This is a genomic window from Limnomicrobium aquaticum (genome assembly GCF_040545545.1).
GTDB classification, from domain to species: Bacteria; Pseudomonadota; Alphaproteobacteria; order Rhizobiales; family Rhizobiaceae; genus Ensifer_A; species Ensifer_A aquaticum.
This window is the reverse complement of the sequence record NZ_JBEPMB010000010.1, coordinates 92109-119058: the sequence shown is the minus strand read 5'-3', so window position 1 is coordinate 119058 and position 26950 is coordinate 92109. Positions and strand designations below refer to the sequence as shown.

Annotated in this window: 26 protein-coding genes, 1 tRNA gene and 1 pseudogene; 17 read left to right on the top strand and 11 right to left on the bottom strand. The window is 60.7% G+C overall.

All coding sequences use genetic code 11. The features are described from left to right. From ABID16_RS21585 to ABID16_RS21570, 4 genes and pseudogenes are all read left to right on the top strand, one after another. Window positions 1-483: pseudogene (locus ABID16_RS21585) on the top strand (beta strand repeat-containing protein); the annotation flags it as partial. 171 nt (window positions 484-654) lie between these two features. Then, entirely contained in the window at window positions 655-2709 is a 2055-nt protein-coding gene (locus ABID16_RS21580) for an O-linked N-acetylglucosamine transferase, SPINDLY family protein (protein WP_354558436.1), read from the top strand. After that, window positions 2706-3866, top strand: coding sequence for a UDP-galactopyranose/dTDP-fucopyranose mutase family protein (locus ABID16_RS21575; protein ID WP_354558446.1), 1161 nt, complete (start codon window positions 2706-2708; stop codon window positions 3864-3866). The genes ABID16_RS21580 and ABID16_RS21575 overlap by 4 nt, the downstream gene beginning before the upstream one ends. A gap of 86 nt (window positions 3867-3952) precedes the next feature. Beyond that, entirely contained in the window at window positions 3953-4681 is a 729-nt protein-coding gene (locus ABID16_RS21570; protein WP_354558435.1) for a hypothetical protein, read from the top strand. A 92-nt stretch (window positions 4682-4773) separates the two neighbouring features. Here ABID16_RS21570 and ABID16_RS21565 read toward each other — a convergent pair whose 3' ends face one another. After that, window positions 4774-6738 (bottom strand): methyl-accepting chemotaxis protein, encoded by a 1965-nt coding sequence (locus tag ABID16_RS21565; RefSeq protein ID WP_354558434.1) that lies wholly within the window; start codon window positions 6736-6738, stop codon window positions 4774-4776. Between the two features lie 465 nt (window positions 6739-7203). Between ABID16_RS21565 and ABID16_RS21560 the strand changes: the two genes are divergently transcribed. Genes ABID16_RS21560 through ABID16_RS21540 form a run of 5 tightly spaced genes read left to right on the top strand, consistent with a single transcriptional unit; the run spans window position 7204 to window position 11114 of the window. Continuing rightward, window positions 7204-7872, top strand: coding sequence for an amino acid ABC transporter permease (locus ABID16_RS21560; RefSeq protein WP_354558433.1), 669 nt, complete (start codon window positions 7204-7206; stop codon window positions 7870-7872). Window positions 7873-7882: 10 nt separating this feature from the next. Beyond that, the gene (locus ABID16_RS21555; protein ID WP_354558432.1) at window positions 7883-8533 is read left to right on the top strand and encodes an amino acid ABC transporter permease; all 651 of its coding nucleotides are present in this window, start codon (window positions 7883-7885) and stop codon (window positions 8531-8533) included. A 47-nt stretch (window positions 8534-8580) separates the two neighbouring features. Continuing rightward, window positions 8581-9417: a transporter substrate-binding domain-containing protein gene (locus ABID16_RS21550; protein WP_354558431.1), complete on the top strand. Its 837-nt coding sequence runs from the start codon at window positions 8581-8583 to the stop codon at window positions 9415-9417. A gap of 12 nt (window positions 9418-9429) precedes the next feature. After that, a complete protein-coding gene (locus ABID16_RS21545; RefSeq protein WP_354558430.1) occupies window positions 9430-10191 on the top strand; it encodes an amino acid ABC transporter ATP-binding protein in 762 nt (253 codons plus the stop codon). Between the two features lie 53 nt (window positions 10192-10244). Then, window positions 10245-11114 (top strand): shikimate dehydrogenase, encoded by an 870-nt coding sequence (locus ABID16_RS21540; RefSeq protein ID WP_354558429.1) that lies wholly within the window; start codon window positions 10245-10247, stop codon window positions 11112-11114. 19 nt (window positions 11115-11133) lie between these two features. Here the strand turns inward: ABID16_RS21540 and ABID16_RS21535 are convergent, their stop codons facing one another. Beyond that, window positions 11134-11829 carry a TetR/AcrR family transcriptional regulator gene (locus tag ABID16_RS21535; RefSeq protein ID WP_354558428.1) on the bottom strand — a complete coding sequence of 232 codons (696 nt, stop codon included), beginning with the start codon at window positions 11827-11829 and terminating at the stop codon, window positions 11134-11136. Window positions 11830-11947: 118 nt separating this feature from the next. Between ABID16_RS21535 and ABID16_RS21530 the strand changes: the two genes are divergently transcribed. Continuing rightward, a complete protein-coding gene (locus ABID16_RS21530) occupies window positions 11948-13843 on the top strand; it encodes a bifunctional sugar phosphate isomerase/epimerase/4-hydroxyphenylpyruvate dioxygenase family protein (RefSeq protein WP_354558445.1) in 1896 nt (631 codons plus the stop codon). Window positions 13844-13914: 71 nt separating this feature from the next. Here the strand turns inward: ABID16_RS21530 and ABID16_RS21525 are convergent, their stop codons facing one another. The 6 genes from ABID16_RS21525 to ABID16_RS21500 are packed head-to-tail and all read right to left on the bottom strand — an operon-like array spanning window position 13915 to window position 19004. Then, entirely contained in the window at window positions 13915-15054 is a 1140-nt protein-coding gene (locus ABID16_RS21525) for a class I SAM-dependent methyltransferase (protein ID WP_354558427.1), read from the bottom strand. Then, window positions 15054-15890: a phytanoyl-CoA dioxygenase family protein gene (locus ABID16_RS21520; RefSeq protein ID WP_354558426.1), complete on the bottom strand. Its 837-nt coding sequence runs from the start codon at window positions 15888-15890 to the stop codon at window positions 15054-15056. Before ABID16_RS21520 ends, ABID16_RS21525 begins: the two co-directional genes overlap by 1 nt. Continuing rightward, window positions 15887-16615 carry a WbqC family protein gene (locus ABID16_RS21515; protein WP_354558425.1) on the bottom strand — a complete coding sequence of 243 codons (729 nt, stop codon included), beginning with the start codon at window positions 16613-16615 and terminating at the stop codon, window positions 15887-15889. Before ABID16_RS21515 ends, ABID16_RS21520 begins: the two co-directional genes overlap by 4 nt. Next, a complete protein-coding gene (locus ABID16_RS21510; protein ID WP_354558424.1) occupies window positions 16612-17124 on the bottom strand; it encodes a GNAT family N-acetyltransferase in 513 nt (170 codons plus the stop codon). Before ABID16_RS21510 ends, ABID16_RS21515 begins: the two co-directional genes overlap by 4 nt. Next, entirely contained in the window at window positions 17121-17864 is a 744-nt protein-coding gene (locus ABID16_RS21505) for a cephalosporin hydroxylase family protein (protein WP_354558423.1), read from the bottom strand. The genes ABID16_RS21510 and ABID16_RS21505 overlap by 4 nt, the downstream gene beginning before the upstream one ends. Before the next feature lie 6 nt (window positions 17865-17870). Further along, the gene (locus ABID16_RS21500; protein WP_435532459.1) at window positions 17871-19004 is read right to left on the bottom strand and encodes a DegT/DnrJ/EryC1/StrS family aminotransferase; all 1134 of its coding nucleotides are present in this window, start codon (window positions 19002-19004) and stop codon (window positions 17871-17873) included. A gap of 387 nt (window positions 19005-19391) precedes the next feature. Here ABID16_RS21500 and ABID16_RS21495 point away from each other — a divergent pair, with 387 nt between their 5' ends. After that, window positions 19392-20393: a glycosyltransferase family protein gene (locus tag ABID16_RS21495; RefSeq protein WP_354558422.1), complete on the top strand. Its 1002-nt coding sequence runs from the start codon at window positions 19392-19394 to the stop codon at window positions 20391-20393. Window positions 20394-20661: 268 nt separating this feature from the next. Here ABID16_RS21495 and ABID16_RS21490 read toward each other — a convergent pair. Beyond that, a tRNA-Ser gene (locus tag ABID16_RS21490) sits at window positions 20662-20751 on the bottom strand. A gap of 306 nt (window positions 20752-21057) precedes the next feature. Between ABID16_RS21490 and rplU the strand changes: the two genes are divergently transcribed. From rplU to ABID16_RS21465, 5 genes are all read left to right on the top strand, one after another. Continuing rightward, window positions 21058-21363 (top strand): 50S ribosomal protein L21, encoded by a 306-nt coding sequence (gene rplU, locus ABID16_RS21485; RefSeq protein ID WP_354558421.1) that lies wholly within the window; start codon window positions 21058-21060, stop codon window positions 21361-21363. 25 nt (window positions 21364-21388) lie between these two features. Continuing rightward, window positions 21389-21661 (top strand): 50S ribosomal protein L27, encoded by a 273-nt coding sequence (gene rpmA, locus ABID16_RS21480; protein WP_354558420.1) that lies wholly within the window; start codon window positions 21389-21391, stop codon window positions 21659-21661. Between the two features lie 140 nt (window positions 21662-21801). Continuing rightward, window positions 21802-22449 (top strand): GNAT family N-acetyltransferase, encoded by a 648-nt coding sequence (locus tag ABID16_RS21475; protein WP_354558419.1) that lies wholly within the window; start codon window positions 21802-21804, stop codon window positions 22447-22449. Next, a complete protein-coding gene (locus ABID16_RS21470) occupies window positions 22446-23057 on the top strand; it encodes a GNAT family N-acetyltransferase (protein WP_354558418.1) in 612 nt (203 codons plus the stop codon). The genes ABID16_RS21475 and ABID16_RS21470 overlap by 4 nt, the downstream gene beginning before the upstream one ends. 217 nt (window positions 23058-23274) lie before the next feature. Continuing rightward, entirely contained in the window at window positions 23275-24849 is a 1575-nt protein-coding gene (locus tag ABID16_RS21465; RefSeq protein WP_354558417.1) for an alkaline phosphatase D family protein, read from the top strand. Between the two features lie 87 nt (window positions 24850-24936). Here the strand turns inward: ABID16_RS21465 and ABID16_RS21460 are convergent, their stop codons facing one another. Further along, the gene (locus ABID16_RS21460) at window positions 24937-25323 is read right to left on the bottom strand and encodes a DoxX family protein (RefSeq protein ID WP_354558416.1); all 387 of its coding nucleotides are present in this window, start codon (window positions 25321-25323) and stop codon (window positions 24937-24939) included. Between the two features lie 43 nt (window positions 25324-25366). On the opposite strand from ABID16_RS21460, the gene ABID16_RS21455 reads away from it, so the two are divergent. Further along, window positions 25367-26335: a LysR family transcriptional regulator gene (locus ABID16_RS21455; RefSeq protein WP_354558415.1), complete on the top strand. Its 969-nt coding sequence runs from the start codon at window positions 25367-25369 to the stop codon at window positions 26333-26335. A 6-nt stretch (window positions 26336-26341) separates the two neighbouring features. Here the strand turns inward: ABID16_RS21455 and ABID16_RS21450 are convergent, their stop codons facing one another. Then, window positions 26342-26779, bottom strand: coding sequence for an acyl-CoA thioesterase (locus ABID16_RS21450; RefSeq protein ID WP_354558414.1), 438 nt, complete (start codon window positions 26777-26779; stop codon window positions 26342-26344). Window positions 26780-26950: the final 171 nt, after the last annotated feature.

The window sequence follows — 26950 nt, the reverse complement described above, 5'->3', positions numbered from 1 at the left end:
GGTCTGACGACGACGCAGATTGCGGCGATGACGACGGGCCAGGTGGCAGCACTCGGCACGGGTCAGATCGCCGGGTTGACCTCCACGCAGCTTGGCGCGCTGAACTCGTCGCAGGTCGGCGTTCTGTCGGCCGGTCAGCTGAGCGCCATCAGCACCGGCATCGCATCGCTGAGCACAAGCGGCGTGACCGGGCTGACCAGCACGCAGATTTCGGGGTTCGGAACGGATCAGGCGGACGCCTTGACCTCGGCGCAGGTCGCGGCACTGCGTTCTACGCAGATAGCAGCATTTTCTACACAGAACCTCGGGAAATTCACGCCTACGGAAATTGGCTCCATTAACACGACGGCGGTTGCCGGTCTTTCGACGACCGACATTGCCGCTCTTTCCAGTACCCAGCTGCAGGGTATCAAGACCACGCAGCTCCAGGCGATGAACACCTCCCAGGTTTCTGCCTTCGTGCTTGCCTACCAGGCAATCTGATCCCGCGGATCGAATGAACGACTATCGACGGACGGATGCACAGCATCCGTCCGTTTTGCGTTAGAACTCATGACCTGCCGGTTGCGGCAGGCTTAGGGCAAGCTCCTTTGGATATTCGTAGCGGTGACGACTCGGGAAGGGTCAGGCGCCATGAACGGATTTGGGGGAAGCATGACCGAGGGGCAGGGACAGGCGGACGCAGCAGCGGCGGCATTTGCCAACATGATCGAGATGGCGCGTTTGCAGCGCCTGTCGGTGACGGATCTCTTCGGTTACGCGGAGGCTCGGGCGGCGGCCGGTGCACCCGCCGAGGCGATCGAGGTCTACAAGGCCTGGCTTGCCTATAACGAGGCGCATCCGCTTCTGCATCTCGTCTATTTCAATTATGCTGTCACGTTGCGGCAGGCGGGGGACCTGACGGGCTCGATCCACGCCCTGCGCATGGCCATCAAGCTCGACCCGAAGTTCGGGCAAGCGCAGATCAACCTCGGCCGCGCCTATGAAGATGCCGGGCTCGGCGTGCTGGCGATCAATCAATGGCGCAGCTTTATCGATCTGACGGCCGAGGCAACGCCCGACAAGGTGACCCATCGGGTCATGGTCCTGCAGCATATTGGTCGCGTGATGGAAAATGCCGGGCTGCTGGAAGAGGCCGAAGGCTATATGTGGCAGGCGATCGAGCTTCGCCCGGACAAGCTGGAAACGGGTCAGCACTGGAGCGCCATCCGCCAGCGTCTTTGCAAATGGCCGATCCTGACGCCCTCGGACTATGTTTCGCTGCGGCAACTCATCGATGCGCTGTCGCCGCTGTCGCTCGGCAGCTACTCCGACGATCCGATCTTTCAGCTGGCCAAGGCCTATCGCTACAACAAGTCGCTGGTCGGTCGTCCGGATACGAGCGGGCATCCGCGCAAGACAGTGGCGCGCAAGGTGGGCACGGGAGCACGGCTGCGTGTCGGCTACGTCTCCTCGGACTTGCGGGACCATGCAGTCGGCTTCGCGCTGCGCGAGGTGCTGGAGCTGCATGACAAGGAACGTGTCGAGATCTACGCCTATTATTGCGGCGACCCCGTCGTCGACGACCCGACACAGAACCGCATGAAAGCGGCCATCGACTGCTGGCGCGATATAGGGCAATTGACGGACGAGGATGCGGCGCGGCTGATTGCGAGCGACGACATAGACATCCTGATCGATGTCAACGGTTATACCAAGCATGCCCGTACGCGCATCTTCGCCTACAGGCCGGCGCCCGTGATCGTCAATTTCTGTGGCTATCCCGGCTCCATGGGCAGCCCGTTCCACCAATACATGATCACTGACGAACTGGTCGTGCCGGAAGAAAACCGGATCTATTATTCCGAAAAGGTCAAATACATTCCCTGCACGCAACCTCTCGATCGCAAGCGGCTGATCGCGGCAAAACCATCGCGCAAGGAAGCAGGTCTCCCGGAAAAGGCCTTCGTCTATGCCTGCTTCAACGGTATGCAGAAGATCACCGAAGCGACATTCGGCCAATGGATGCAGATCCTCTCTTCCGTGCCGAAGAGCGTACTCTGGATTCTGACCGGCGGCGACAGTGTCGATCAGCGGCTACGCGATCTCGCCAAGGCGGCTGGGATCGAGCCGGAGCGGATCATCTTTGCGCCCAAGGCCGGTAACGCCCAGCATCTGGCTCGCGTCGGCGTTGCAGATCTTTTCCTCGATACGTTCCCCTATGGTGCCCATTCGACGGCGGCTGATGCGCTGACCGTCGGTCTTCCGGTACTGACTTTCCCAGGCAAGACCTTTGCGGCGCGGTTCTGCCATTCGATCGTGCATGCGGCGGGGCTGCCGGACCTGATCTGCAACGGACCCGAAGACTATGTGGCGCGGGCGATCGCCTTCGGTCGCGATCCGAAATCGCTTCAGACGGTGCGTGACCAGCTGGCTGCCAAGCGCGAGACCAGCGTGCTGCGCGACATGCCGGGTCTGGCGCGCCGGCTCGAGGACATCTATTGGGAAATGCAAGGCGAGGCCGAGCGTGGTGAAACGCCGGTGCCGGATCTTCGCAACCTCGATGCCTATTACGAAATCGGCGCCGAACTTGTGCAGGCCAATCTCGTTTATCAGGACGATGCGGCCTATCGGGCGCAGTATCTGGCAAAGCTTGCAGCGATGCATGACTTCGCGCCCATCCCCTTCGACGAGCGGCTGTGGACCGCGGAAGCGGCGGCGCGCCGATGACGGTCGGGCAGGGGAGGATTGCCGCCGTCGGGGCCGGGCTGACCGGCGCGGTCATCGCGCGCGATCTGGCCGAGGCGGGTTACGAAGTGGATGTCTTCGACAGCCGCAGCCACATTGCCGGCAATTGCTTCACCGAACGGGATGGCGAGACTGGCGTGCTGGTGCATGTCTACGGGCCGCATATCTTCCACACCGACGATGAGGAGGTGTGGAATTACGTCAACCGCTACGGGACCTTCCTGCCCTACAAGAACCGCGTGAAGACGACGGTGGGGGGCCAAGTCTATTCCCTGCCGGTCAACCTGCACACGATCAACCAGTTTTTCGGCAAGACGTTTCGCCCGGACGAAGCCAAGGCCTTCATCGAGGCGCAGGCGGATACGTCGATCACCGACCCGCAGACATTCGAGGAGCAGGCGCTTCGCTTCGTGGGGCGTGCTCTTTATGAGGCGTTTTTCGATGGCTATACGCGCAAGCAATGGGGTTGTGCGCCGTCGGACCTGCCGGCCTCGATCCTCAAGCGCCTGCCGGTGCGCTTCAACTACGACGACAACTATTTCTTCCATCGCTTCCAGGGTATGCCGGAAAACGGCTATACGGCCATGGTCGAGCGCATCCTTGACCATCCGGGGATCAAGCTGCATCTGGGCGAGACCTTCCGTCGTGAGCAGGCGGGCGATTACGCGCATGTGTTCTACAGCGGTCCGCTCGACGGCTATTTCGACTACGAGGATGGCCGGCTCGGCTATCGGACGCTCGATTTCGAGTGCTTCACCTTCAAGGGTGACTACCAGGGCTGCGCGGTGATGAATTATGGCGAGGCATCGGTGCCTTATACACGCATCACCGAGCACAAGCATTTCGCACCGTGGGAAACGCATGAAGGCTCGGTCTGCTATCGCGAATACGCACGCGCCTGCGAGCCGGGCGACACGCCCTATTACCCGATCCGCCTTGTCGAGGAGAAGGCGCTGTTGGCGCATTACGTCGAGAAGGCCAAGCAAGAAGTGGGCGTGACCTTCGCAGGAAGGCTGGGGACCTATCGCTATCTCGACATGGACGTGACAATTCGCGAGGCGCTGGACACGGCGCGCAGGTTCAGGGCGGAGGCCGGCAGGGGCGGGGCCATGCCCGCTTTTGTGGTAGCGATGGGGTAGATGCGCAGCCTGCGTCGATTCCGGCGGCGGCTTCTTTGTATTCGAGACCCGGCTGTTTGTCGGGTGAGGCGCTCAAAGGTGTTTTCATGTCCACATCCGAGACGACAAATCAGAATCACCACCATCACCTTCTTCACACGCAAGCCGCCGATTTCTGGATGGCGCGTTCGGCCATTTTCGTCATTGCGATGCTGCAATTGCTGCTGGTCAACGATTTCGCCCTGTGGTCGCGGTGGCTGGGACCGGCGGTGGAGCTGCTGTTGCTTGTCCCCCTGTCGGTTGCCACGGCCTGGGCGCAGCACAAGGCCAGGCGGGCGACGACAGATGAGCATTTCCGGCTTGTCGCCCGTGGCAGGCGGATGATCCGGCGCACCGCGCTGGGGCTCACCATTCTCGTCACGCTATTGAACTTTGTTGCACTCTATTTCCTGCTCAAGGCCCTGCTGACCGGGCATGCCGGCCCGGCGCAAACGCTGTTGATCGACGCGATGAACATCTGGTGCACCAATATCATCGCCTTTGCGCTCTGGTTCTGGAGCATTGATCGCGGTGGGCCCGCCAGCCGTGGCCTGACCTCGAAACAGCATGTGGATTTCCTGTTTCCGCAGATGTCGATGGCGGATCCTGCCTATCGGAGCTGGGTGCCCGGCTTCATCGATTATCTGTTCGTGGCCTTTACCAATGCCACCGCGTTTTCGCCGACCGACACGATGCCGCTATCGGCACGGGCGAAACTTCTCTCGATGGCGGAAGCTGCCGTCTCGCTGCTGACGCTGGCGCTGGTGGCCGCGCGCGCGGTCAATATCCTAGCTTGAGGGTTTTCAAAAAGAGATGAGGCCGCCCGGCACGTCAGCCTCATCGATAAGATCCAGACAGTGCGGGGTTCTCTGCCGCCTGATCCTTGGTATTAGAACTCCTCCCAGCTATCGGCTGCGGCCGCTGCTGCACCGCCGGACGCGACGCGAACCGGCTTTGCGGATCTTGCTGGGGCAGAGGCATGGCTTGGGGCCGGTGCCGGAGCGCGCCGGGGCTGGCTTGCGGCGGCGGGTCTTGATGCGGCGGCATTGCCGTAGGACCGACGCTGTTCGCCGAGATGGAAGCGACCGACCAGCTGGCGAAGCTTGTCCGCTTCCGAGGCAAGTGTGCTGCTGGCAGCGGTCGCCTCTTCCACCATGGCCGCGTTCTGCTGGGTCGTCTGGTCCATCTGGTTGACGGCTGTGTTCACTTCCGCCAGGCCAACCGACTGTTCGCGTGCCGAGGTGGCGATGGCGTCCAGCTGAGTGTTGATGGCCACAACATGCTGCTCGATGACCTTCAGCGCGTCGCCGGTTGCCGTCACCAGCTTCACGCCGCTTTCGACCTCGTCCGCAGAAGTGCGGATCAGGTCCTTGATCTCCTTGGCGGCCTGGGCGGAGCGCTGTGCCAGTTCCCGAACTTCCTGCGCGACCACGGCGAAGCCCTTGCCGGCGTCGCCTGCGCGTGCTGCCTCGACGCCTGCGTTGAGCGCGAGGAGGTTGGTCTGGAAGGCAATCTCGTCGATGACGCCGATGATGTTCGAGATCTGGCTGGAAGAGGTCTCGATGCGCTGCATGGCGTCGATGGCATTGGAGACGACATTGCCGGACGAGTGTGCCGACTTATTTGCGTCGATAGCCATGCTGCGCGCTTCCTCAGTCCGCTTGGACGAGGTCGTGACGTTTGCGGTAATCTGATCGAGTGCGGCGGCGGTCTGTTCCAGCGATGCGGCCTGCTGCTCTGTGCGCTTGGAGAGGTCGTTTGCGCCCGAGGAGAGCTCGCGCGCGCCGTCGTCAATGGCTGATGTTGCGGCTGCGACGGCAGCGAGCGTGTCGCGCAGCTGGTTGACGGCGATGTTGAAGTCCTGGCGCAGTCCTTCGAATTCGGTGGCGAAGGGCTCCTGAAGTTCAAAGACCAGATTGCCGTTGGCGAGTTGCTTGAGGCCATCGGCGAGGCCGGACGTCGCCTGGGCCATTTCGGCGGCGCGCTTGCGGTCGGTTTCCGCAATACGGGCGCGTTCGGCTTCGCTCATGGACCGGCTTTCGGCGGCGGCACGGTCGCTCTCAATCTTGGCAAGGGCGGTCTGGCGGAAGGTTTCCACCGCGCCGGCCATGTCGCCGAGTTCGTCCTTTCGGGCGCGGCCTGGGACGTCGATATCGTTCTGTCCCTTGACCAGCGCCAGCATGCAATCGTTCAGGCGGCGCAACGGACTGACGAGCGTCACGTTGAGAAGCAGGAGTCCGCTGACCGAAAGGATGAGCATGACGATGCCTCCGGCGAGCGCCGAGGTCTTGGCCATGGTGGCTGCGGCCTGTGCGTCGGCCTTGCGCTTGGACAGCAGCGAGGTCTCTGCGTCCTCCAGCTCCTTCACCTTGGCGCGAATGCCGTCCATGGAGGCCTTGCCGGCACCGGAGATTTCGATCTGGCGCGCTTTTTCCCGGGTGGACGTGTCCTTCATCAGATCCATTTCGGGCTTTACGACCGAGCTGTTCCACGTCTCTGCCAGCTTCGCCACATCGTCGAGGCGAGCCTGCTGGGCCGGATTGTCGGAGGTCAGGCTCTTCGCTGCTGACCAGTTTTCCTGAAATGCCTTGGCGCCGGCAATCTGCGGTTCCAGAAATTTAGGGTCCCCGGCGAGCAGGTAGGCGCGCATGCCGGTCTCCTGATCGACCATGGCGGCCATCATGGAAGAGACTCTTTCCAGCACTTCGTAGGTATGATCGGTCCACGCCGCATTTTGCGATTGCGTCGCGCTCGATGTGTAACTGAAGAATGCGACCGCCAGGCTGACGACAATAAGGCTGCTGACGATCGCCGTTATCTTGGCGATGATCCTGATGTTCTGGAAAAATGACATGTCTATCCTCGAGGTCGAAGCGCGCCCCTTGCGCATCGTCATGGACGGTAAAGTGGGATAGTTAATTTTATATATATAGACGATGTGGCTATTAACTACCTTGGAACCTTCACGCCGGAGGGGGTAATCCCGGCGCGGCGGACATGTCAGGCTTCTAACTTCCTTCAGTTAGCTTTCTGAAAATGCTCATATATTTAGCTCTCAAGCCGGGCGCGGCCTTTAGCCGAGACCCGTGCTCTGCTGGTCAGTCCTGCAAGCTGAAAGTGACCTACGCGGCCCATCGGCCTGAAAGGCTGTCTGGTCAAATCTCGGCTTGACGCGATTATGAACTAACTGGTACAAACATTCTTGCAGGGACGAACTCGGAGTGTTTCGTTCGGGCAAGGGGAGGGTGGCGCATTGCAGAGGATTGCCGGGTAAACCGGGCCTCGTTTCTGATGCAGCCGCGGTGCCTTGGGAGGAAGAATGTCTTACAGTCTGGATTTCACGGCGGTATTCGAGCGCTTGCCCGAGCTTCTGGTGGCTTGTCTTTCGACGATCGGGCTCGCCATTGCCGGCATGTCGCTGGCCACCGTCATCGGCGTTCTTGGCGTGATTGCGCGGCGTTCCCGCTTTGCCTGGTTACGGGCGCTCGTCATCGGTTTCGTTGAAGTCATTCGCAACACGCCCTTCCTCGTGCAGATTTTCTTCATCTTCTTCGCGTTGCCGCAGCTCGGCGTCAGGCTCAACCCGACCGTGACCGCGATCATCGCGCTGGCGCTGAATGGCGGCGCCTATGCCATCGAAATCATTCGCGGTGGCGTCGATGCGATCCCGAAGGGGCAGATCGAGGCAGGACTGGCGCTGGGGCTTCACAAGGCGCAGATCTTTCGCTTCATCGTGCTCAAGCCGGCGCTGCGCGCGGTCTATCCGTCGCTGACCAGCCAGTTCATCATGCTGACGCTGACAACCTCGGTCTGTACGTCGATTGCGGCTTACGAACTGACGTCGGTGGCGCAGAAGATCGAAGCGGATACGTTCCGCTCCTTCGAGGTCTATTTCTCGATCACGGTGCTTTATCTCATCATTTCGTCGCTGATGATGGGCGTCTTCGCCCTCATTTCCCGCATTTCCTTCAGCTACCCGGTCAAGTGAGGCGCGCGAAATGGCATCGATTGGCTTCAACGAACTCTACTTCCTGCTGCAGGGCCTGAAATGGACCGTGGCGCTGACCATCATCGGCTTCATCGGCGGCGGTGTCTTCGGTCTTCTTGTGGCGCTGGCCCGTACGGCGGAAAGCAAGGTCCTGCAAAAGGCGACGACCGGCTATATCGCGATCTTCCAGGGCACGCCGCTGCTCATGCAGCTCTTCGTCGTCTATTACGGCGTGGCGCTGGTGGGTCTGAATGTCGATGCTTGGATTGCGGTGGCGATCGCCTTCACGTTGCATGCCAGCGCCTATCTCGGCGAGATCTGGCGCGGCGGCATTCAGGCCGTGCCGAAGGGCCAGACGGAAGCCGCCAAGGCGCTCGGCCTGCACTATGTCTCGCGCATCAAGGATGTGATCCTGCCGCAGGCGCTGAAGATTTCGCTGCCCGCCACGGTCGGCTTCCTCGTGCAGCTGATCAAGGGTACGTCGCTTGCCGCCATTGTCGGCTTTGTCGAACTGTCGCGCGCCGGCCAGATCGTCTCGAACCAGACGTTCCGTCCACTCACCGTCTTTGCCATCGTCGGCGTCATGTATTTCCTGATCTGCTGGCCTCTGTCGCTCTGGGGCGCCCGAGCCGAGCGCCGCCTGCAGACCGCAACCCGTTAAGACCCACGCATGCCCATTTCATCAGCTTTTTAAGGAGGAGCAAAAAGATGAACCAACCGAAATCCATCAAGCGCCGTAGCCTTCTGGCCCTGGCGGCCGCCGCAGTCGCCGTATTTCCGGCGCTTCATGCCAGCGATGCCTTTGCCGGCTCGCTTGCGGACGCCAAGAAGGCCGGCAAGGTCGTCATCGGCATTCAGGGCGACAACTCGCCCTGGGGCTTCGTCAACTCGAGCGGCGTCCAGGACGGCCTCGACGCCGATATCGGCAAGGCTTACGCCGAATTTCTCGGTGTGAAGGCCGAGTTCGTGCCGCTGGCCGTGGCGAACCGCATTCCGGCGCTTCTGACCGGCAAGGTCGATGTACTCTTCGCCACGATGGGCATGACCGCCGAACGCGCCAAGACCATCCAGTATTCCAAGCCCTATGCCGGCAACGTTCTGTCGGTTTATGGCCCGAAGGACAAGAAGATTGCCGGCTATGACGATCTGAAGGGGATGAATGTCGGCGTTCCGAAGTCGAGCGCCATGGACACGTCCCTGACGGCCGGCGCCAAGACCGCCAACATCCTGCGCTTTGACGACGACGCCGCCAATATCCAGGCGCTGATTGCAGGTCAGGTAGAAGCCGTTGGCGGGAACCAGTTCTATGGCGACCGCCTGAACACGGCAGCCGCTGGCAAGTATGAATCGAAGTTCGATCTTTCGACGCTCTATAACGGCGCCGGCACCCGTCCGGGTGAGAAGGACTGGAACGAGTCGATCAACAGCTTCATCGACAAGATCAAGTCCGACGGCACGCTGGCCAAGATCTATGCCAAGTGGATGAAGCGCGACGTTCCGGCTTTCCCGGACTCGCTGCCCGATATCCCGTTCGCCGTGAAGTAAGGGGAGGCGACCATGCCGCAGACCACCGCAAACCAGACGCCACTCATCGCCATGGAAGGCGTTGGCAAGTGGTATGGCGCCTACCACGCCCTCAAGAATGTGAACATCTCAGTTGCAAAGGGCGAGAAGATCGTCCTTTGCGGCCCCTCCGGCTCGGGCAAGTCCACGCTGATCCGCTGCATCAACCATCTGGAGGAAATCCAGGAGGGCAAGATCACGGTCGAGGGGACGGTGCTGACTGACAGCACCGGCGCCGTTGATGCCGTGCGCCGCGAAGTGGGCATGGTGTTCCAGAGCTTCAATCTCTTTCCGCATATGACCATTCTGGAGAATTGTACGCTCGCGCCGATGCGGGTGAAGAAGGTCTCCAAGTCGGAAGCTGAAGCCACCGCACGCAAGTATCTCGAGCGCGTGCGCATCGTCGATCAGGCGGACAAATATCCGGCCCAGCTTTCGGGCGGCCAGCAGCAGCGCGCAGCGATTGCCCGCGCGCTCTGCATGGAGCCGAAGGCGATGCTCTTTGACGAGCCGACCTCGGCGCTCGATCCGGAAATGGTCAAGGAAGTGCTCGACACGATGATCGGGCTCGCCCGTGACGGCATGACGATGATCTGCGTGACCCATGAAATGGGCTTTGCCCGTCAGGTCGCAGACCGTGTCGTCTTCATGGCCTCGGGCGAGATCATCGAGGAAGGGCCGCCGGAAGAATTCTTCCGTAATCCGCAGCATCAGCGCACGCGCGCCTTCCTTGGCGAAATCCTCGCTCATCATTAGGCCGCGGCCTCCGCAGTTTCTTGAAATTCCAAACCGCCAAACGGGTTCGGACCATGACATCGCAAACGACTTATCGCGTCGGCCTGATCGGCGCAGGGATACAGCTTTCCAAATCGCCGGCCCTTCATATGCATGAAGGCGCCGCGCACGGCCTCGACTATATTTACGAGCTGGTCGACATCACCGCGCGGGGCCTGCCAGAAAGCGCGCTGCCCGAGCTGGTCGCCGAGCTGCAGGCGAGGAGCTTTGCCGGCACGAACATCACCCATCCGTTCAAGCAGGCGGTGATCCCGTTGCTCGACGCGCTGTCGGAAGATGCCCGCATGCTGGGTGCGGTCAACACCGTCGTCTTCAAGGACGGTAAACGGATCGGACACAACACGGACTGGTACGGTTTTTATGAGAACTTTGCGCAGGGCCTTCCGGATGTGAAGCGCAGCCGCGCGCTTCTTGCAGGTGCGGGTGGAGCCGGTGTCGCCGTCGCGCATGCGCTGCTGAAACTCGATATCCGGCATCTCGACATTCTGGATCAGGATCCGGCGCGCGCGCAGCGCCTTGCTGATGATCTCAATGCCCGCTTCGGCGCGGAACGTGCCTTTGCTGTCACCGATGCTGCGGACTCTCTTCCGCAGGCCGACGGTTTCGTCAACGCGACGCCGGTGGGTATGCTCGCGCATCCCGGCATGCCGATCGATCCCGCGCTGCTGCAGCAGCGCCACTGGGTGGCCGATATCGTCTATGTACCGCTGGAAACGCAGCTGCTGGCGACGGCAAAGGCAAGAGGTTGCCGCATCCTGCCCGGTGGCGGCATGACGGTCTACCAGGCCGTGGGCGCGTTCCGGCTGTTCTGCGGCCGCGAGCCCGATGCGGCGCGTATGAGCGCCGATTTTCTCAGGCTTTGCGCCTCCGACAAGGCGGCCTGACTTGAATGTAGGCTATGACTTACGAATTGTCAGCAAGGATAGCGTCGAAATGATCAGGGCGAAGGACATAGCGCAGAACCATATCCGCCACATGGCGGGACAGTCTGCGCTGGCCTTCGTCCGTGAACAGATCGCCGCCGAAAATCAGCGAGAAGGTCGCGCTGTTCGACACGTTGAAGAAAGAGAGCGCGCTGATCTGCCAGTGGAGTTCCAGCGGTGTCAGGCCCTCGCGGAACAGCCCATCCGCCTGACCGCGCCGCAGCACCTTTTCCAGTTCCTCGATCGCCGGCTGGTTCAGGTCGCGAATGGTCTTGGACATCTGCATGTGCCGGCCGTGGTGAATGTTTTCCACCATGACCATGCGGATGAAATCCGGGTTGGCACGATGATGATCGAAGGTGAAGCGGCAGAGCTTGTCGAGGGCCGCAATCGGATCAAGCGCGTCCAGTTCCAGGTCGTGTTCGCCGCCGCGGACCTTGCCATAGGCCTCTTCCAGAACGCGCTGGTAAAGGCCTTCCTTGTCGCCGAAATAGTAGTAGATCATGCGCTTCGACGTCTTCGTGCGCGCCGCGATCTCGTCGATGCGCGCACCGGACAGGCCGTTCTGCGAGAACTCTTCCATCGCCACCGTGAGAATATCACGCCGGACGCCCTCGGGATCGCGGACGGCGGGCTTGGCCTCCTTCGACTTTGTCACCTCAGTCGCCTCTCTCATCAGTGCTCCCTCGAAGCCGCGCATGCGCCTGCTTCGCCTCTTAATTAACCAAGCAGTACATAACGCAGGAAAGGATGGCAATATGGCATATCGCGAGACCCGCCGGGCGCCTGCCTCAATGCAGACCTCGATTGCCACCGTTTCGATCAGCGGCGAATTCCCCGAAAAGCTGGCCGCCATCGCCAAGGCCGGCTTTACCGGCGTCGAGATTTTCGAAAACGACTTCCTGACCTATGACGCCTCGCCACGCGAAGTGGCGCAGATGGTCAAGGATCACGGGCTTTCGATCACGCTCTTCCAGCCGTTCCGCGACTTTGAAGGCATGCCGGAGCCGCAGCGCAAACGTACATTCGAACGGGCGGAACGCAAGTTCGAAATCATGGGCGAGCTCGGCACCGACCTGATGCTGATCTGCTCCAACGTGTCGCCCATCTCGATCGGCGGCATCGACCGTGCGGCCGGCGATTTCCATGAACTCGGCGAACTTGCGGCTCGCCACGGCGTGCGCGTTGGGTATGAGGCGCTCGCCTGGGGCCGGCATATCAACGACCATCGCGACGCCTGGGAGATCGTGCGGCGCGCTGACCACGAGAATATCGGCCTGATCCTCGACAGCTTTCACACGCTGTCGCGCAAGATCGATCCCAATTCGATCCGTTCCATTCCCGGCGACAAGATCTTTATCGTGCAGCTTGCCGATGCGCCGCTGTTCGACATGGACCTGCTCTACTGGAGCCGCCACTTCCGCAACATGCCGGGTGAAGGCGACCTGCCGGTGGTGGATTTCATGCGTGCGGTCGCGGCAACCGGCTATAATGGACCGCTGTCGCTCGAAATCTTCAACGACCAGTTCCGTGGTGGCTCGGCCAAGGCGCTTGCCGAAGACGGCCACCGCTCGCTCGTCAACCTGATGGATCGCGTGCGAAGGCTGGAGCCGGATATCGCCATTGAGGCACCGGTGATGCCTGACCGCGTCGAGGCGCGTGGCGTCGAATTCGTGGAGTTCGCGACCTCCGCGGAAGAGAAGGACAATCTGGCTGCCCTGTTGATCACGCTGGGCTTCGTGAAATCGGCAGAGCACCGCAATCGCGCCGTGGAACTCTATACGCAGGGCGATATCCGGATTGTCATCAATACGGACAAGACCGGTGACACATTCGCCGATGCCTCCTATGCCGTTCACGGCACCAATGCCTATGCCTTCGGCCTGAAAGTGGACAATGCCCGCGACGCGCTCGCCCGCGCCACCGCGCTCGGCGCTCCGGCGTTTTCAGAGGATCGCAAATCCGGCGAAGTTTCGGTTCCCGCCGTGCAAGGCGTCGGCAATGGCGTCATCTATTTCCTGGATGAAACGCCGGAGCTTTCCGGCATCTGGCAACGCGAGTTCTCGTTGCTTTCTGCCGAGGCCGAGGGCGCGCACCTGACCCGGATCGACCATCTGGCGCAGACCACGCAGTATCAGGAAATGCTGACCTGGCTGCTCTTCTACCACTCGATCTTCGCCGTGCGCCGCACGCCCATGGTCGATGTGGTCGATCCGGGCGGACTCGTCCGCAGCCAGGCGATCGAGGGCGACCCGGAGCCGTATTTCCGCGTGACAATGAACGGGGCCGACAACCGAAAGACCTTTGCCGGCAAATTTCTCGCAGAGAGCTTCGGCACCAGCATCCAGCATATTGCGTTTGCGACCGACGATATCTTTGCCACCGCTGCCCGGCTCAAGGACCTCGGCTTCCAGGCACTCCCGATCTCTCGCAACTATTACGATGATCTCGAAGCCCGCTTCGGTCTGGAGCCCGATTTTTCCGATGCGCTGCGCGCCGCCAGCATCCTCTATGATCGCGACGAGAAGGGCGAATATTTCCAGATCTACAGCCGCACCTTCGGCGAAGGCTTCTTCTTCGAAATCATCGAACGCCGAGGCGGCTATGCAGGCTACGGCGCCATGAACGCGCCTTTCCGCATCGCCGCACAAAGACGACTTGCGCGCCCGGCGGGCATGCCGAAGCGGTGACGTTCGGGCAGGCGCGTTTGGAGGAGTCGCTATACGTCAGCTCGCTTTAACAAGCTGGCATGGGTGTGCGCTCAGATGTAGATGATGCTCAGCGGGTCGCGCCCGCTTTGGGTGCACCAGCCGTCCATGACAGTTGCCGCAACAGCCGGGTTCAGTCCGGCATACAGTGTTCTCGGGGCGTCGTGGGCGGGTCGCCCTAGCACGTCGTCGGGATTGCGCACCGGGATGCCGAAAAGCGTCGTCCCCTGCAGGAACGGGTTGCGATCAAGGAAATGCAGCACCCTCTGGCGATCCTTCACCAGCATGGCGATGAAAGCACCGTAAAAACCGGCGCCATAGATTTCCACATCCGCGCCGGCATGGGCATCGGCATGGGCAATGATGCGCGCGCGAGACGCACGCCAGTCTTCGGCGATCGCCTGGATATTGCCGGTTCCAGTGGGGCAGGCCTTTGCCTCTCCCTTGACGAAAATGGCCACGTAAGCACCGCGGTAGTCTCCGTCACTGAGGCTTTCCAGCGCCAATCCTGACTCCGTGGCCGCGCGAGACAGGGAAGCAGGTGTGAAGTGGTTGACATGGTCGATGACCAGAAGATCGCCTGGATTTCCGAAGACATCGGGAACCGTGACGAAGGCTTTGCCACCGGGCGCAAGCACGCGTCCTATTTCGGAGAATACGTCTCGTGGATCCGTGGCGTGTTCGAGGACGAAATGCGCCATCACCCTGTCAAAGCGGCCCGACCACTCCGGCGGCACACGATACATGGCCTGGTCTCCCGGAGCGATCCACCGATCCCAATGTGCCTTGTAGCTGGACGAAATGTCGAAGACTGCGGGCGTGATCCCGGGAATATTTTGCCTGATCCGTTCGAGCGTGGCGGCCTTGCCGCAACCATAGTCCAGCACGGCCATGCGGCTGCCGATGTCCAGAAGGCGTGTGGCGAGCTCCGCCTGGAATTGCGTTCGATAGACCGGCTGGCCATTCACAACCGCATAGAGCTGGTCGTGGTCGCCACTGTCGAGGGAGATCCGGTAGCTCTGGTCATAGAACGCATCGACTTCCGCGAAATCCGGTTTCTGGATGTGTCCGCAGGAAGGGCAGACATAGGCCGTTGTGGGCGCGTCCAGAATGGCGGTCGTGGAGACGATGGAGGGGCTGGGAAAATCCAGGAGAGGCGACCCGCAGTCGGAATGGCAGAGACGGCAAAGCATCAATCCGTCCCTTTACGGCCCATGTAATCGGCGCGGGCGATATCAAACAGCTCGGCAGTGGGTGCAGCCGTGCGCTGCCAGCCGGTCTTGATCGCCGTCGTGTTGTTGTAATTGAAAAGGCGGAACTGCACGGACCAGCGGGCCCTGTCCGAAACATTGTAGCCCGACTGGTGCAAGGTCAGGTAATCCATGACCAGCAGATCGCCGGGTTCGGTCAGCGGTGCGATGATGTCATATTTGCCCACCAGCGCTTCCTCGTCCGGCAAGCGCATGGAATAGGCCCCGGTGCGCCCCACGCCGCCACTATCTTCGACGGTTGCGATTGGCCCCTCGCGGTGAGATCGCGGCGCGACCTGCACTGGTCCCATGTCGTCGAGGATCGGCACGAGCGGTGTCCAGAAAACCACGCCGTCGAGGCTTCGTTGCTGGGCCGGGAACTCCTGGTGCCAATAGGCCCTGAACTTTTCCTCGTGCGGAAAATCGAGCCGGATTCCATAGCCGTCATAGGCAACGCCCGGCAGCAGGCCATCCCGCAGGGTGGCGAGAAGTTCTTCGTTGCGGCGCTTGTACACAAGCCGCCCCAGCGCCGGAATGTGTTTGACGGCGTCATAGACCAGCGCACCAAGGCGCCGGTCATGCGTGGCGAGTGCCATCAGCCCGACGGTGGATGCCTCTTCCCACGTCGCATGAGGAGCGGCGACGCCATGCTGGGTGGCCACGTGGGCTATGATCTGGCGCGCGGTTTCCTGGATGGGCGCGATGTCATCGGCCACATCATAGAATCCCTTGAGGAGGATGTAGCCGTTTTCTGCAAAATCGAGGGCGGCGTTCGTCATTGGGGCGCTATTCCTTTCATCGGAAGATAATCGGCCCAGGGTACGAGGCGGGCGTCGAGATGACGCGTTCCCTCCCTGCCCCTGCTGGCCAGCAAGTCGAGACCGGTTACAAAGGGTGTAAAACTTCCATGGCCTTGCGGCCAGGGGGTGAAAGCGTAGTCGGCATAGACAACGGCAATGCCCGCGTCATCAAAAGCATCGTGACGAAGATAGCGCGCACCGCCAGCGGCGCTGAGATACCGGGTGCCGCCCGCAGCCTTGACCAGATCGAGAACACGTTGCCAGGAGCGGTCCTGAACGCCCATTTCGCTGGCGCGGAGGCGTGGGGGCAGGGGAACATCCAGAGCCTCAAGGAGCAATTCCGCGCTCCGGATCAAGGTTTCGTTCAAAGGCAAGGCCGGCTCGGTTACGGCATCAAAGACGTCGAGGGCCATTTGTACAAAGGGGTATTTCGCAAGGCTCTGTCCCAGCATTGCGCGATGCGACGAGATCCAGCCATCTCCCGCGGCACTGAGGTCGGCAATCTTTTGCCCCGTGCCCTTTCCCTCCAGAGGCACGGTCATCCAATGCGTCCCCGAGGGCAGCTTCACCTGGACCCGATTGGTGAAGGAACCTTTGGAAAATTGCACATCATCCAGCCAGATCAGCACGTCGGCGTGCCTCATCAAATCGAGAAATCCAGCCCAGGGGAAGTACATCGGCTGGGAGATCACAATCGTGGTCATGGCAACATGCGCTCCATGATGTTCACGTCTCGCCAATGGCCGGACAGATCAAGGTAGTGTCGCGCAAGCGTACCCACGGTCGAAAAGCCGAGACGCGTATAGAGCCTGATGGCGCGGGAATTGTCGGTGCGCACTTCACAAAGCAGTTTCCGGAGCTGTAACTCATCGCAGGCGAAGGCCATGAGCAGTTTCATGGCGTCCGCACCGAGCCCCTTGCCCTGAGCTTCCCGAGCCAATGCAATCGCAAACCAGGCAAAGCGTCCCTTGCCATGCTGGCCCGTGATCTGCACATAGCCAACGGCGCGATCCTTATCGTCGGCAATGCTCCGCACGACGCGGGTGGCATCCATTTGCCTTGCCTTGATCCAGCCTTCCGCCGCATCGCGGCCTATCGGCTCCGGGTCAGGGTAGCTCATGAGCGCATCGAGCATCAGCGCGTCCTGCCGAATGGAGCAAAGAACCTCCTTGTCGGCTTCGCGGACCTGGCGCAGATGCAACGTCGTGTTCATTTGATACAGCGGTAATAACCCGCAGGCGAAGAGGACATGACCAGTTTGCCGTTGAGAACCTCGTCGAGTTCGAAACGATCTGTCTCTGTCACATATTGGCGTATGGCGCTCAGGGGTTCATTGCCCTTCAGCCAGACGTGTGAACGTTCGCGCGGCGTCTGATCCTCGGAGAGGAAACCTAAAAGCGTGTCCGCGACGACGAGATAGCAACCTTCCGTCACGATCGGGCCATAGGTCCGCAATTCGTTGAGCACATGTTCGAACGAGTGGTCGCTGTCGAGAATGACCATGACCCGATCGCCGGGATTGATATGCGACCGAACCTTCTCAAGCGTCTCCGGCGACGTGGAACTGCCTTCGATCAGTTCCACATGCCTGCTCATCGGATGGTTTTCGATACTGTCCCGGTTATGCGCGCGGATGTCGATATCGACGCCGATCACCTTCCGTCCGCCGGTGAGCTGAAGCAATGACGCCAGCATCAGAACGGAGCCGCCGCGGGCGACGCCCGTCTCGACAATCACGTCGGGCTTGCTGTTCCAGATCACCTCTTGCGTGGCCATGATGTCGGCGGGCAACTGGATCACCGGCACGCCCATCCACGTCCAGAGATAGGAGTAGTTGTAGCGGTCAAGGTCCACCAGCAACTCAACCGCCCGGTCAAAAGCTGCGCCATCGTTACCCAATGCCAGAGACTTGGCACGGCGCATGTCTTCGAACTCCTGTCGATCGTCTTTCATTTTTAATCAGTCTTTCACGAAGGACAGTAAGGTGGATACGACGCGGTCCAAATCAGTCTCGGTCATATCATAAAAGCTCGGAAGATTGATAGCACGAGACGATATGTCGCGAGCGCGGGTGTTCGATTGTACTGGCGAAAACATCGGCTGATCGGAGAGCGGGTAGAAAAAGACCCGCGCATCGATCTGGCAGGCCTTGAAGGCCGCAAGAAGCGCCTCACGCGTGACTCCGGCCTCCGATACAAAGACGGCTGTGGGCATCCATGCGCCATTGATACCGTCTGCCGGCTCGGGATTGAGACTGATCTGCTGTACCGCGGACAGTCGCTTCCTGTAGCCCGCAAGGATCTCCCGTTTGCGCGCGACCAGTTCTTCAACGCGCTCCAATTGTGCGCAGCCGAGTGCCGCGTCGAGGTTGGACATGCGATATTTGAAGCCGATCTCGTCTGCCCAGAACTGTTTCGTTTGCGCCGGATGCCGACCATGGTTGTTGAGTGACCGCACACGTTCATAAAGCGCGTTGTCGCTGGTGGCGAACATGCCACCTTCTCCGGTGGTTACGGTCTTCGTGCCATGAAAGGAAAAGACCCCGAATTTCCCCATGGAGCCCGCCCGTGCGCCTTTCCAGACGGATCCGATGGCCTCGGCCGCGTCTTCGATCAGAGGAATGCCGTGGTCTGACGCAAGTTTTCGCAGACGGTCCATCTCGCACAGATTGCCGTAAAGATGCACCGCCAGGATTGCCTTTGTGCGTGATGTGATGGCGGCTTCCACCTGGGCGGGGTCAAGGCACCAGCTGTCTTCGAGGATATCCACGAAAACGGGCGTGGCTCCGAGATGCACGACGGGTGCCACGGAGGCGATCCAGTTGGTATCAGCCAGAATGACCTCGTCGCCCGAACCGATCCCCAAAGCGTGCAGGCCCATATGCAGCGCGCCGGTGCAGCTGGAGGTGGCGACCGCATGTTTCACCCCCAGCCATTTGGCGAAGTCGGCTTCCAGGCGGTTGATGTAATCATAACAGCGCGGCCCCCATCCGGTGCGAATGGCATCATTGACATAGGCAATTTCCAGATCCGTGATCGAGGGCTTCACGTAGGGGATTGGATATTGCAGTCCTTGAAGCCGCTGCTCTGTCATGCTCCTGGATCCGTCCTGTTCTTCATATCTGGCCCGATTGCGGTGGTCTGACCGCTCCATCGCGCGATCCCATTCCTGTCAGGGTCGCGGCATTTGCAAACTCTCTTGATCCGGCCACGAATACAATATCGTCTGCGTCAAGAAAGAGACCGTTGGCAACGTGCTCCATATCCAAAGCTCTTGCACGGATGATTCGCAACTGCATGTGCTTCCTGCTCACATGCACAGCATTTTCTCTTTTGATTGCGCGAGCCTGAAATTGTGCCGGGCAAGTTCATTCGCCGCTCTCTGCGGGGCGTTGACTTCACTTGGGTGGGGCTGAAATCATGAGCAGCAGCGAATCCCTTCGTCACGGAGCCGAAAGTCATGCCGGAATTGTCAGTTTGTATGCCCAGCAACAGGGATTTTGCAAATTCCCGGCGGGCTATCGAGACGGCAGTCGCATTTTGCGAGGCTCGCGATGCGGTGCTGATCGTTTCGGACAATTCCAGGGATGCTGAAAAGGCGGCCTACTGGCAGGGACGGTCACCGGTGCTGCATTACATTCCCGAGGCTCCGATTGCGGCGACGGACAATCAACTGTCGGCGCTTGGCGCCGCAAGGACACCGTTTCTGCTGCAGATCGGCGATGACGATGAGATCTTCAGCAACCCGGAAGTCGTGCCGGTCGATCTTGGCGCACTCGGTGACGACTATATCGGCGTCAAGCCGGTCACCGAGATGTTTCTGCCCGGCATGGGACCTGTAAGAAGGCAGGAGTTCGGGCTCGAGAAGGACGATCCGGGGCTTAGGCTGCGTGACTATCTGGCCTATAGCGACGGCAGCAATGTCGCCTATTACAGCATATTTCGCACAGCGCCATTCATGGACCTGACGAGGTTTTTTCTTTCCCGCCATCCTACGAGGGGAGGATTCTGCGACTGGCAGCTCGCCTTTGCCTTCTGGGTCATCGGCAAACTCAAGAGCGATCCCTCGATCATTTACCGCTACAATGCAAGCCAGTGGTCGACGGAAGAGGTGGTGAGGGAGAGCGCGCTGAAAAGCTATCTGGCTGCGGGACTGACAGCGGAATTCCAGAAATACAAATCGCTCATCCGGGGCCTCGACTTCTATGTCTTCATCAGCCGCAAAAATGCCGGCCTGACGGCGGAGGCTATCACCAAACTGCAGAACGGCGAGGCTTCCGATCTCATCGATTTGGGTCTCGATCAGATTCTCCGGATGCCTGACGGAACGCCGGACACGGGGCTGGCACTGGCCAGAAAGGCCAGGGGAGAAAGGAACGCGTCGGTCAAATATCTCTCTGGCTGCGCGGTTCTCGAGCAATTCGTGCCCGGCTTGCAACTGAAATATGTGTCCTTTCTCAAGGCGGCAATCTCAGGCACATGAAGACACCGCCCCGAAGGGCGGCGAAGAGCGTATCTGGTCTCAGTTTGGTCATGCGCGCCGGCGGCGTTTGCCACCGCCGCCGTTCTTAGCGAGCGTCTTGTTTCGCAGCCATCGGATGCGTGCGACGACGGGATCGATTGTCGGAATGCCCAATGGGAAGCAAAAGCGATCGCCCGATCTCGTCAAATACATTTAAATACTTGGCGTAACGTACGGTACAAAACCAGGTCACAGGCCCAGCTTGAAAGACAAATTCAATGGTTCAGAATGGCGGAGAGGGTGGGATTTGAACCCACGATACCCGTGAAGGTATGCCGCATTTCGAGTGCGGTGCATTCGACCACTCTGCCACCTCTCCGCATGTCTGGTCGGCGCGGTTTGACGCGCGGGCTGTCTCATAGCGAGAGTTAGATGGGCTGGCAAGAGCGAAAATGCAAGAAATCATCGGGCCTTGGGTTGACAGTCATTCAACCTTCACGTATCCCGCGACGGTCAAATGGCACGGACTCCGTCCGCCGTTTGTACCCGCAGGACTTGCGGGTTTCACCGGCAGGTGAGGCGAGGTCGCAAGGCTTTGGAACTCCTGCTCAATCGACTGATAAAAAGACGGCCGTCTGTGCAACATTGTGCGGAAAGAGCCGGAACGGACATGAAAGGTTAAAAAATGTTCGCAGTCATCAAGACCGGCGGTAAGCAGTACCGCGTGGCCGCCAACGACGTTCTGACAGTTGAAAAGCTGGAAGGCGAAGCAGGCGCCAAGATCGAATTCACCGAAGTTCTCATGGTTGGCACGAAGATCGGCGCTCCCGTTGTGGAAGGCGCTGTCGTGACGGCGGAAGTTGTCGAACATGGCCGCGCCAAGAAGGTCATTGCCTTCAAGAAGCGCCGTCGGCAGAATTCCAAGCGCACCCGTGGTCATCGCCAGCATCAGACGACTGTCCGTATCCTGGACATCGCGGCCGGCAAGTAAGAACTAGGTTTAAAGGAGAACTCCCATGGCACACAAAAAAGCTGGCGGCTCCTCGCGCAACGGTCGCGACTCGCAGTCCAAGCGCCTTGGCGTGAAGAAGTTCGGCGGCGAAGCCGTCGTTGCAGGCAACATCATCGTGCGTCAGCGCGGTACGCAGTGGCACGTTGGCGACAACGTCGGCCTCGGCAAGGATCATACGATTTTTGCGCTTACCGCCGGCAATGTGAACTTCCGTACGAAAGGCAACGGCCGCACGTACGTGTCCGTAATGCCGAAAGCGGCAGAAGCAGCGGAATAAGCCGGTAGCGCTCTAAAACAGCCGGCGTCCCATGGACCCGGCTGGCGCACCCTGGAAACAGGTTCAGGCCAGAGACAAAAAGGGGAGATGGGGCGATACCCAACTCCCCTTTTTCTTTTGTCTCAGAAAGGACTGAACCGATGCAAAGCGAACTGTTGAGAGAGGGACCATCCCGGTCCCCGATAGAGCGGCCCGAACCGCAATCTGCGCCGCAGAGAGCGTTAAGTGCGTCCCCCGTCCTGTTATCCGAGCGGCTTGTCTTGCGCGCTCCCCACAATGACGACATCGACGCCCTTGCCCATCTCGCCAACAATGCCAAAATCGCCACGATGGTTTCGCGCATGCCCCACCCTTACACGGTGGCCGATGCGCGAGCCTTTGTCGGTCGTGCCGCCCATGGCGGGATTGGCAAGGCCGTCTATGCCATCACCAAGGCGGACGACGGTCGACTTCTCGGTTGCTGCGGGATCGAGCAGGATCCCCGCGATCCCGAGCGCGCCGAGATCGGCTACTGGCTGGGCGAACCCTTCTGGAACCAGGGCTATGCAACGGAGGCCGCGCAGGTCCTCGTCGACATTGCCTTCCGCTCCGGGCCGATCGAGACGATCGATGCCCGGTGCCGGGTTGTCAATGTCGCCTCGCGGCGGGTCATCCACAAGTGCGGGTTCCAGTTCCAGGGCACGGGCATGGTCTCGGTTCTCGCGATGGGCGGGCCGGTTCCGGTCGAATGGTACAGGCTCGACCGGCGCACCTGGATGTCGTTGAGAAGCTGGGGAGGTTCGAGATGAGCGCGCTCGCACTTCCGCAGAGGAGCCAACGGTCCGCCCTGTTACCGACCCGCAGCCTCGATTTCGCCAGCCAGCCGACGATCCGCACGCCGCGGCAGACGCTGCGCAAGCTGAAGCCGGAGGACCAGTACCGGATTGCTGCTGCGATGCAGGATATCCGGGTCGTCCGCATGCTGACCTCGGTTCCGGTTCCCTATGCCAGCGACGATGCGCTGGACTGGATCCGGCTCTGGGAAGCTGGCGAAATAAACGGCTGGGCCTATGCCATCACCTTCGACGGCGGTGCGCTGGAAGGCTGCATCACCATCGAATGGCGCGACGCCGGCGACCGCACCGGCTGGCACCTCGGCTATTGGCTGTCGCCCTCTCATTGGGGTGACGGGTATATGACCGAGGCGGTGAGCGCGCTTGTCGAGCGCTTCATCGGCAGGATGATGGGCGAAACGCTCTATGCCGGCGCGATTGCCGACAATCCGGCCTCGCTGAAGGTGCAGGACAAGCTGGGGTTCCAGGTTACGGGGACGAGCGATGTCTACTCGCATTCCCGTGGCACCATGGTCCCGGTCATCGACACGGAGGTCACGTTCGGTTCGTTCATGCCGGCGTGACATGTTTCAGTGCAATTCCGGAGGGGAGCCTGTTTTCCTCTTGTGGGAGTTGCCTTCGAGGCCCCGCCGATCCCTGCGGCGGGGCCTTTTCGCGTCTGGTGCCTGGGGCGTCACAAAAGCTTTTCTTCATCGTCACGTGAGCTTCAAGGCGCTGACACGAAGCGATCCCATCCTCCCGCGCGGGTATTTTCCCGCTCACGATCAGGAGAGGATCATCATGACCAACCTGCAATTTTCGCGCCGCCGCTTTCTGCAATCTGCCGGTGTTACCGGTCTTGCGGCCGCGTCCGGCCTTTCGCTTCCGGCCTATGTGAAAGCCGCATCCCGTCCCGTCTTTACTCACGGCGTACAGTCCGGCGATGTCGATATGACATCCGGCATGGTGTGGGCGCGTACCGACCGCCCGGCGCGGATCATGATGGAATATGCGACCACCGAGAGCTTTACAAATGCCGTGCGTCTACCCTGGGTCAATGCCATGCCGGATAGCGATTTCGCCGCGAAGCGGCTGATCGAGGGCCTGCCGTCCGACCAGGACATCTTCTACCGCTTCGTTGCCGCCGATCTGCAGGACATCAATAATGTCTCCGAGCCGATCATTGGTCGTTTCCGCACCGCGCCCTCGTCGCGCCGTAACGTGCGTTTCGTCTGGTCGGGGGATACGGCCGGGCAGGGTTGGGGCATCGATGAGACCGGCATGAAGACCTATGCCACGATGGCCAAGCATCAGCCGGATTTCTTCCTGCATTCCGGCGACACCATCTATGCCGACGGGCCGATGAAGGACGAGGTGGAGTTCAAGGACGGCACCAAGTGGAAGAACGTCGTTCTCATCGACGAAAAACGCAAGGTCGCCGAAACGCTCGACGAATATCGCGCGCAGTGGAAATACAACATGATGGACAAGCATGTCCGCGAGTTCTCGGCCGTTTGTCCGACCTTCTACCAGTGGGACGACCATGAAGTGCTGAACAACTGGTCGGACTCCAAGGACCTTTCCAAGGACGACCGCTACAAGGAGAAGTCGATCCAGCTTCTCTCGGCCCGCGCCGCCCGTGCGTTCCACGAGATGTCGCCCATCCGCTATATGCCGTCCGAGCCCGGCCGGGTCTACCGCAAGATCGCCTATGGTCCGATGGTCGACGTCTTCTTCCTCGACATGCGCACCTATCGCGGCCCGAACCACGATGCGCTGGAAACCGAGCTTTCGCCGAAGTCGCGTATTCTCGGCGAACAGCAGGTGGCCTGGCTGAAGCGCGAGCTTGCGAATTCCAGGGCGACCTGGAAGATCATCGCCGCCGACATGCCGCTCAGCCTGATCGTGTGGGACGATTATGCCAACCGCAAGGGCGACGAAGCGGTGGCGAACGCCGATAACGGTCCGGCCAAGGGCCGCGAGCTCGAAATCGCCGATCTGCTGCGCTTCATCAAGACCGCCGGCATCAACAACACGGTGTGGCTGACGGCGGACGTGCATTACACCGCCGCGCACTACTACGACCCGAACAAGGCGCAGTTCCAGGATTTCAATCCGTTCTGGGAATTCGTCTCCGGGCCGGTTCATGCCGGAACCTTCGGCCCGAACGATCTCGACATGACCTTCGGCCCCGAGCTGAAGTTCATCAAGGCGCCGACCGCCGAGCAGGGTCAGAACCTCCCGCCGTCCGCCGGCCTGCAATTCTTCGGCATTGTCGATGTCGACGGCAAGAGCGAGCAATTGACGGTGCGGCTCATGGATCGCGACGACAACGAGCTCTGGAAGATCACACTTGATCCGACGCGCAGCGCCTGATCCCGTGGCTTGTTCTGATAGATAAAATGACCGGCCGGGGTGATCCGGCCGGTTTTTTCATGCCCACTTTTCGGGGAAGGTGGCCGGTCAGCGGCCGATCAGCGCCTTGAGAGCAGGGCGCTGCAGAGCGACGACTGCGACGAGGAGCGCGCCGATGACGATCGTGTGAATCCAGTCCTGGTGGAGGGCGGCGACCTGCGCGACAAAGGCGCCGGCATCCACGGCTAGCAGAAGCAGCGCGCCGAGCGGCGAAAAGCGCGGGATAAGAAGCGCGATGCCGCCTGCGAGTTCCAGAATACCGGTCAGATAGCGGAAGCCCTGGCCGAGGCCGATGATGGCGAATTCATCGACCATCTGCTGCTGACCGCTCAGCTTCATGAACGCGGCTGCAAGAAAGATGCCGGCCGAAAGAATCCGCAGCACCCAGAGGAGGATCGTTTTGCCGGACCAGCCGACGTTTGCAACAGTGTCCATGTCTTAATTCCCTAAACTTGACGATGACCGGACTTTACTCTTCATGACCCATTTGAAAAAGAGATGGAATTTCGATATCATCGATCCAAATCGGAGATGGATGATGCTGAATGCGCTGACCCTCGACCAATTGCTGGTGCTGGTGACGATTGAGGACACGGGCAGCTTCTCCGCTGCCGGCCGCAAGCTGCGGCGGGCGCAATCGGCGATCAGCCATGCGGTGCAATCGCTGGAAAATGTCCATCAGGTACAACTGTTTGACCGAAGCGCCAAGGTGCCGAAGATGACGGATGCCGGTCGGGTCCTGGCGACGCAGGCCCGGCAGGTCCTGCGCCAGGCCGAGCAGTTTTCCCGCATGGCCGGCGCCATCTCGGCCGGGCTGGAGCCGGAGCTTGGTATTGCCGTTGACAGCATGGTGCCGACAGCGCCGGTGCTGAACAGTCTTTCGCGGTTGCAAAAGACCTTTCCCGATCTTGCCGTCACGATCTTCACCGAAGGGCTCTGGAGCGCTGAGCGGCGGGTGCGAGACGGCACCGCCGCGATTGCGCTTTGCGCGCTCAAGCCGAACATGTCGCAGGAGCTGCGGGCCTATCCGCTGAGCTCGGTGGCGCTCGTGCCGGTGGTGTCTCCGGCCCATCCGCTGGCACAGGCCAAGCCGCCCGTCGATCGGCAGGTGCTGGCGGAACATGTCCAGTTGATCCTGACCGATCCGCTGCAGCAGGGCGGCCCGAGCTTCAGCGTGGTGAGCCCGCGGGTCTGGCGCTTTGTCGATATCGGCCGCCGGCTGGAATTTCTACTCGGAGGCTTCGGCTGGTGCAACATGCCGTATCATCTGGTGGTCGACCATCTGGCGCAGGGACGGCTGGTGCGTCTTGAAATCGAGGATACCGGTGTTCTGCCCGGCCTGCTGCCGCTCTTCACAATGCATCGCCGCGACATGCCGCTCGGCAAGGCGGCGCGATGGCTGCTCGCCGATCTTCAGGAACAGGAATGGCCGAAGGCGCATCCCTGATACCGCTCAGACCGCAATCGTTTCGAGACCTGCCCGCATGCCTTCGCTCAACGCCCTCGGCCGGCGCGTCTCGCGGTCCACATAGACATGAATGAAGAAACCCTCCGCGCTGGCCTGATCCTCGTCGTTTCTGAAGAGGCCGACCTCGTAGCGCACCGAGGACGAGCCGATGCGGGCGACGCGGATGCCCGCGGAAATCACATCCGGAAACATCATCTCGGCATGATAGCGGCAGCCGGTTTCCACCACGAGCCCCACCTCCGTTCCAGCCTTCAGATCCAGCAGCCCTGCCTCGATCAGCCAGCCGTTCACGGCCGTGTCGAATAGCGAGTAATGCACGACATTGTTCATGTGGCCGTAGATGTCATTGTCCATCCAGCGCGTCTGGATGGTGCGAAAAGCGCGATAGTCGGCGCGGGTGGAGGGGCCGGTGCGTTCAGCCATGCAGAGCTCCATGGGTCGCTTCTGCGGGTCTCATCATGACGTTGTCCTCCTTGGCCTTCGGCGGCATTTTCCGCATCGCCGCGCGCCGCGCAAGCCGGAAATGCGGGGCAGACGCCTTGCATCGGCCACTCCGGTTGATATGCATGCATGTGAAGGTGCAGGGAGTCTTGA

What these genes read in the sequence shown, in the direction of transcription:
- ABID16_RS21555 (WP_354558432.1), top strand. Translation starts at nt 7,883, where the DNA reads ATGGCATCGATTGGCTTCAACGAACTCTACTTCCTGCTGCAGGGCCTG.
- ABID16_RS21505 (WP_354558423.1), bottom strand. Translation starts at nt 17,864, where the DNA reads ATGAAAGACGATCGACAGGAGTTCGAAGACATGCGCCGTGCCAAGTCT.
- ABID16_RS21545 (WP_354558430.1), top strand. Translation starts at nt 9,430, where the DNA reads ATGCCGCAGACCACCGCAAACCAGACGCCACTCATCGCCATGGAAGGC.
- rpmA (WP_354558420.1), top strand. Translation starts at nt 21,389, where the DNA reads ATGGCACACAAAAAAGCTGGCGGCTCCTCGCGCAACGGTCGCGACTCG.
- ABID16_RS21515 (WP_354558425.1), bottom strand. Translation starts at nt 16,615, where the DNA reads ATGACCACGATTGTGATCTCCCAGCCGATGTACTTCCCCTGGGCTGGA.
- ABID16_RS21465 (WP_354558417.1), top strand. Translation starts at nt 23,275, where the DNA reads ATGACCAACCTGCAATTTTCGCGCCGCCGCTTTCTGCAATCTGCCGGT.
- ABID16_RS21570 (WP_354558435.1), top strand. Translation starts at nt 3,953, where the DNA reads ATGTCCACATCCGAGACGACAAATCAGAATCACCACCATCACCTTCTT.
- ABID16_RS21455 (WP_354558415.1), top strand. Translation starts at nt 25,367, where the DNA reads ATGACCCATTTGAAAAAGAGATGGAATTTCGATATCATCGATCCAAAT.
- ABID16_RS21575 (WP_354558446.1), top strand. Translation starts at nt 2,706, where the DNA reads ATGACGGTCGGGCAGGGGAGGATTGCCGCCGTCGGGGCCGGGCTGACC.
- rplU (WP_354558421.1), top strand. Translation starts at nt 21,058, where the DNA reads ATGTTCGCAGTCATCAAGACCGGCGGTAAGCAGTACCGCGTGGCCGCC.
- ABID16_RS21475 (WP_354558419.1), top strand. Translation starts at nt 21,802, where the DNA reads ATGCAAAGCGAACTGTTGAGAGAGGGACCATCCCGGTCCCCGATAGAG.
- ABID16_RS21450 (WP_354558414.1), bottom strand. Translation starts at nt 26,779, where the DNA reads ATGGCTGAACGCACCGGCCCCTCCACCCGCGCCGACTATCGCGCTTTT.
- ABID16_RS21530 (WP_354558445.1), top strand. Translation starts at nt 11,948, where the DNA reads ATGCAGACCTCGATTGCCACCGTTTCGATCAGCGGCGAATTCCCCGAA.
- ABID16_RS21580 (WP_354558436.1), top strand. Translation starts at nt 655, where the DNA reads ATGACCGAGGGGCAGGGACAGGCGGACGCAGCAGCGGCGGCATTTGCC.
- ABID16_RS21495 (WP_354558422.1), top strand. Translation starts at nt 19,392, where the DNA reads ATGCCCAGCAACAGGGATTTTGCAAATTCCCGGCGGGCTATCGAGACG.
- ABID16_RS21535 (WP_354558428.1), bottom strand. Translation starts at nt 11,829, where the DNA reads ATGAGAGAGGCGACTGAGGTGACAAAGTCGAAGGAGGCCAAGCCCGCC.
- ABID16_RS21460 (WP_354558416.1), bottom strand. Translation starts at nt 25,323, where the DNA reads ATGGACACTGTTGCAAACGTCGGCTGGTCCGGCAAAACGATCCTCCTC.
- ABID16_RS21520 (WP_354558426.1), bottom strand. Translation starts at nt 15,890, where the DNA reads ATGACGAACGCCGCCCTCGATTTTGCAGAAAACGGCTACATCCTCCTC.
- ABID16_RS21470 (WP_354558418.1), top strand. Translation starts at nt 22,446, where the DNA reads ATGAGCGCGCTCGCACTTCCGCAGAGGAGCCAACGGTCCGCCCTGTTA.
- ABID16_RS21500 (WP_435532459.1), bottom strand. Translation starts at nt 19,004, where the DNA reads ATGACAGAGCAGCGGCTTCAAGGACTGCAATATCCAATCCCCTACGTG.
- ABID16_RS21560 (WP_354558433.1), top strand. Translation starts at nt 7,204, where the DNA reads ATGTCTTACAGTCTGGATTTCACGGCGGTATTCGAGCGCTTGCCCGAG.
- ABID16_RS21540 (WP_354558429.1), top strand. Translation starts at nt 10,245, where the DNA reads ATGACATCGCAAACGACTTATCGCGTCGGCCTGATCGGCGCAGGGATA.
- ABID16_RS21525 (WP_354558427.1), bottom strand. Translation starts at nt 15,054, where the DNA reads ATGCTTTGCCGTCTCTGCCATTCCGACTGCGGGTCGCCTCTCCTGGAT.
- ABID16_RS21565 (WP_354558434.1), bottom strand. Translation starts at nt 6,738, where the DNA reads ATGTCATTTTTCCAGAACATCAGGATCATCGCCAAGATAACGGCGATC.
- ABID16_RS21550 (WP_354558431.1), top strand. Translation starts at nt 8,581, where the DNA reads ATGAACCAACCGAAATCCATCAAGCGCCGTAGCCTTCTGGCCCTGGCG.
- ABID16_RS21510 (WP_354558424.1), bottom strand. Translation starts at nt 17,124, where the DNA reads ATGAACACGACGTTGCATCTGCGCCAGGTCCGCGAAGCCGACAAGGAG.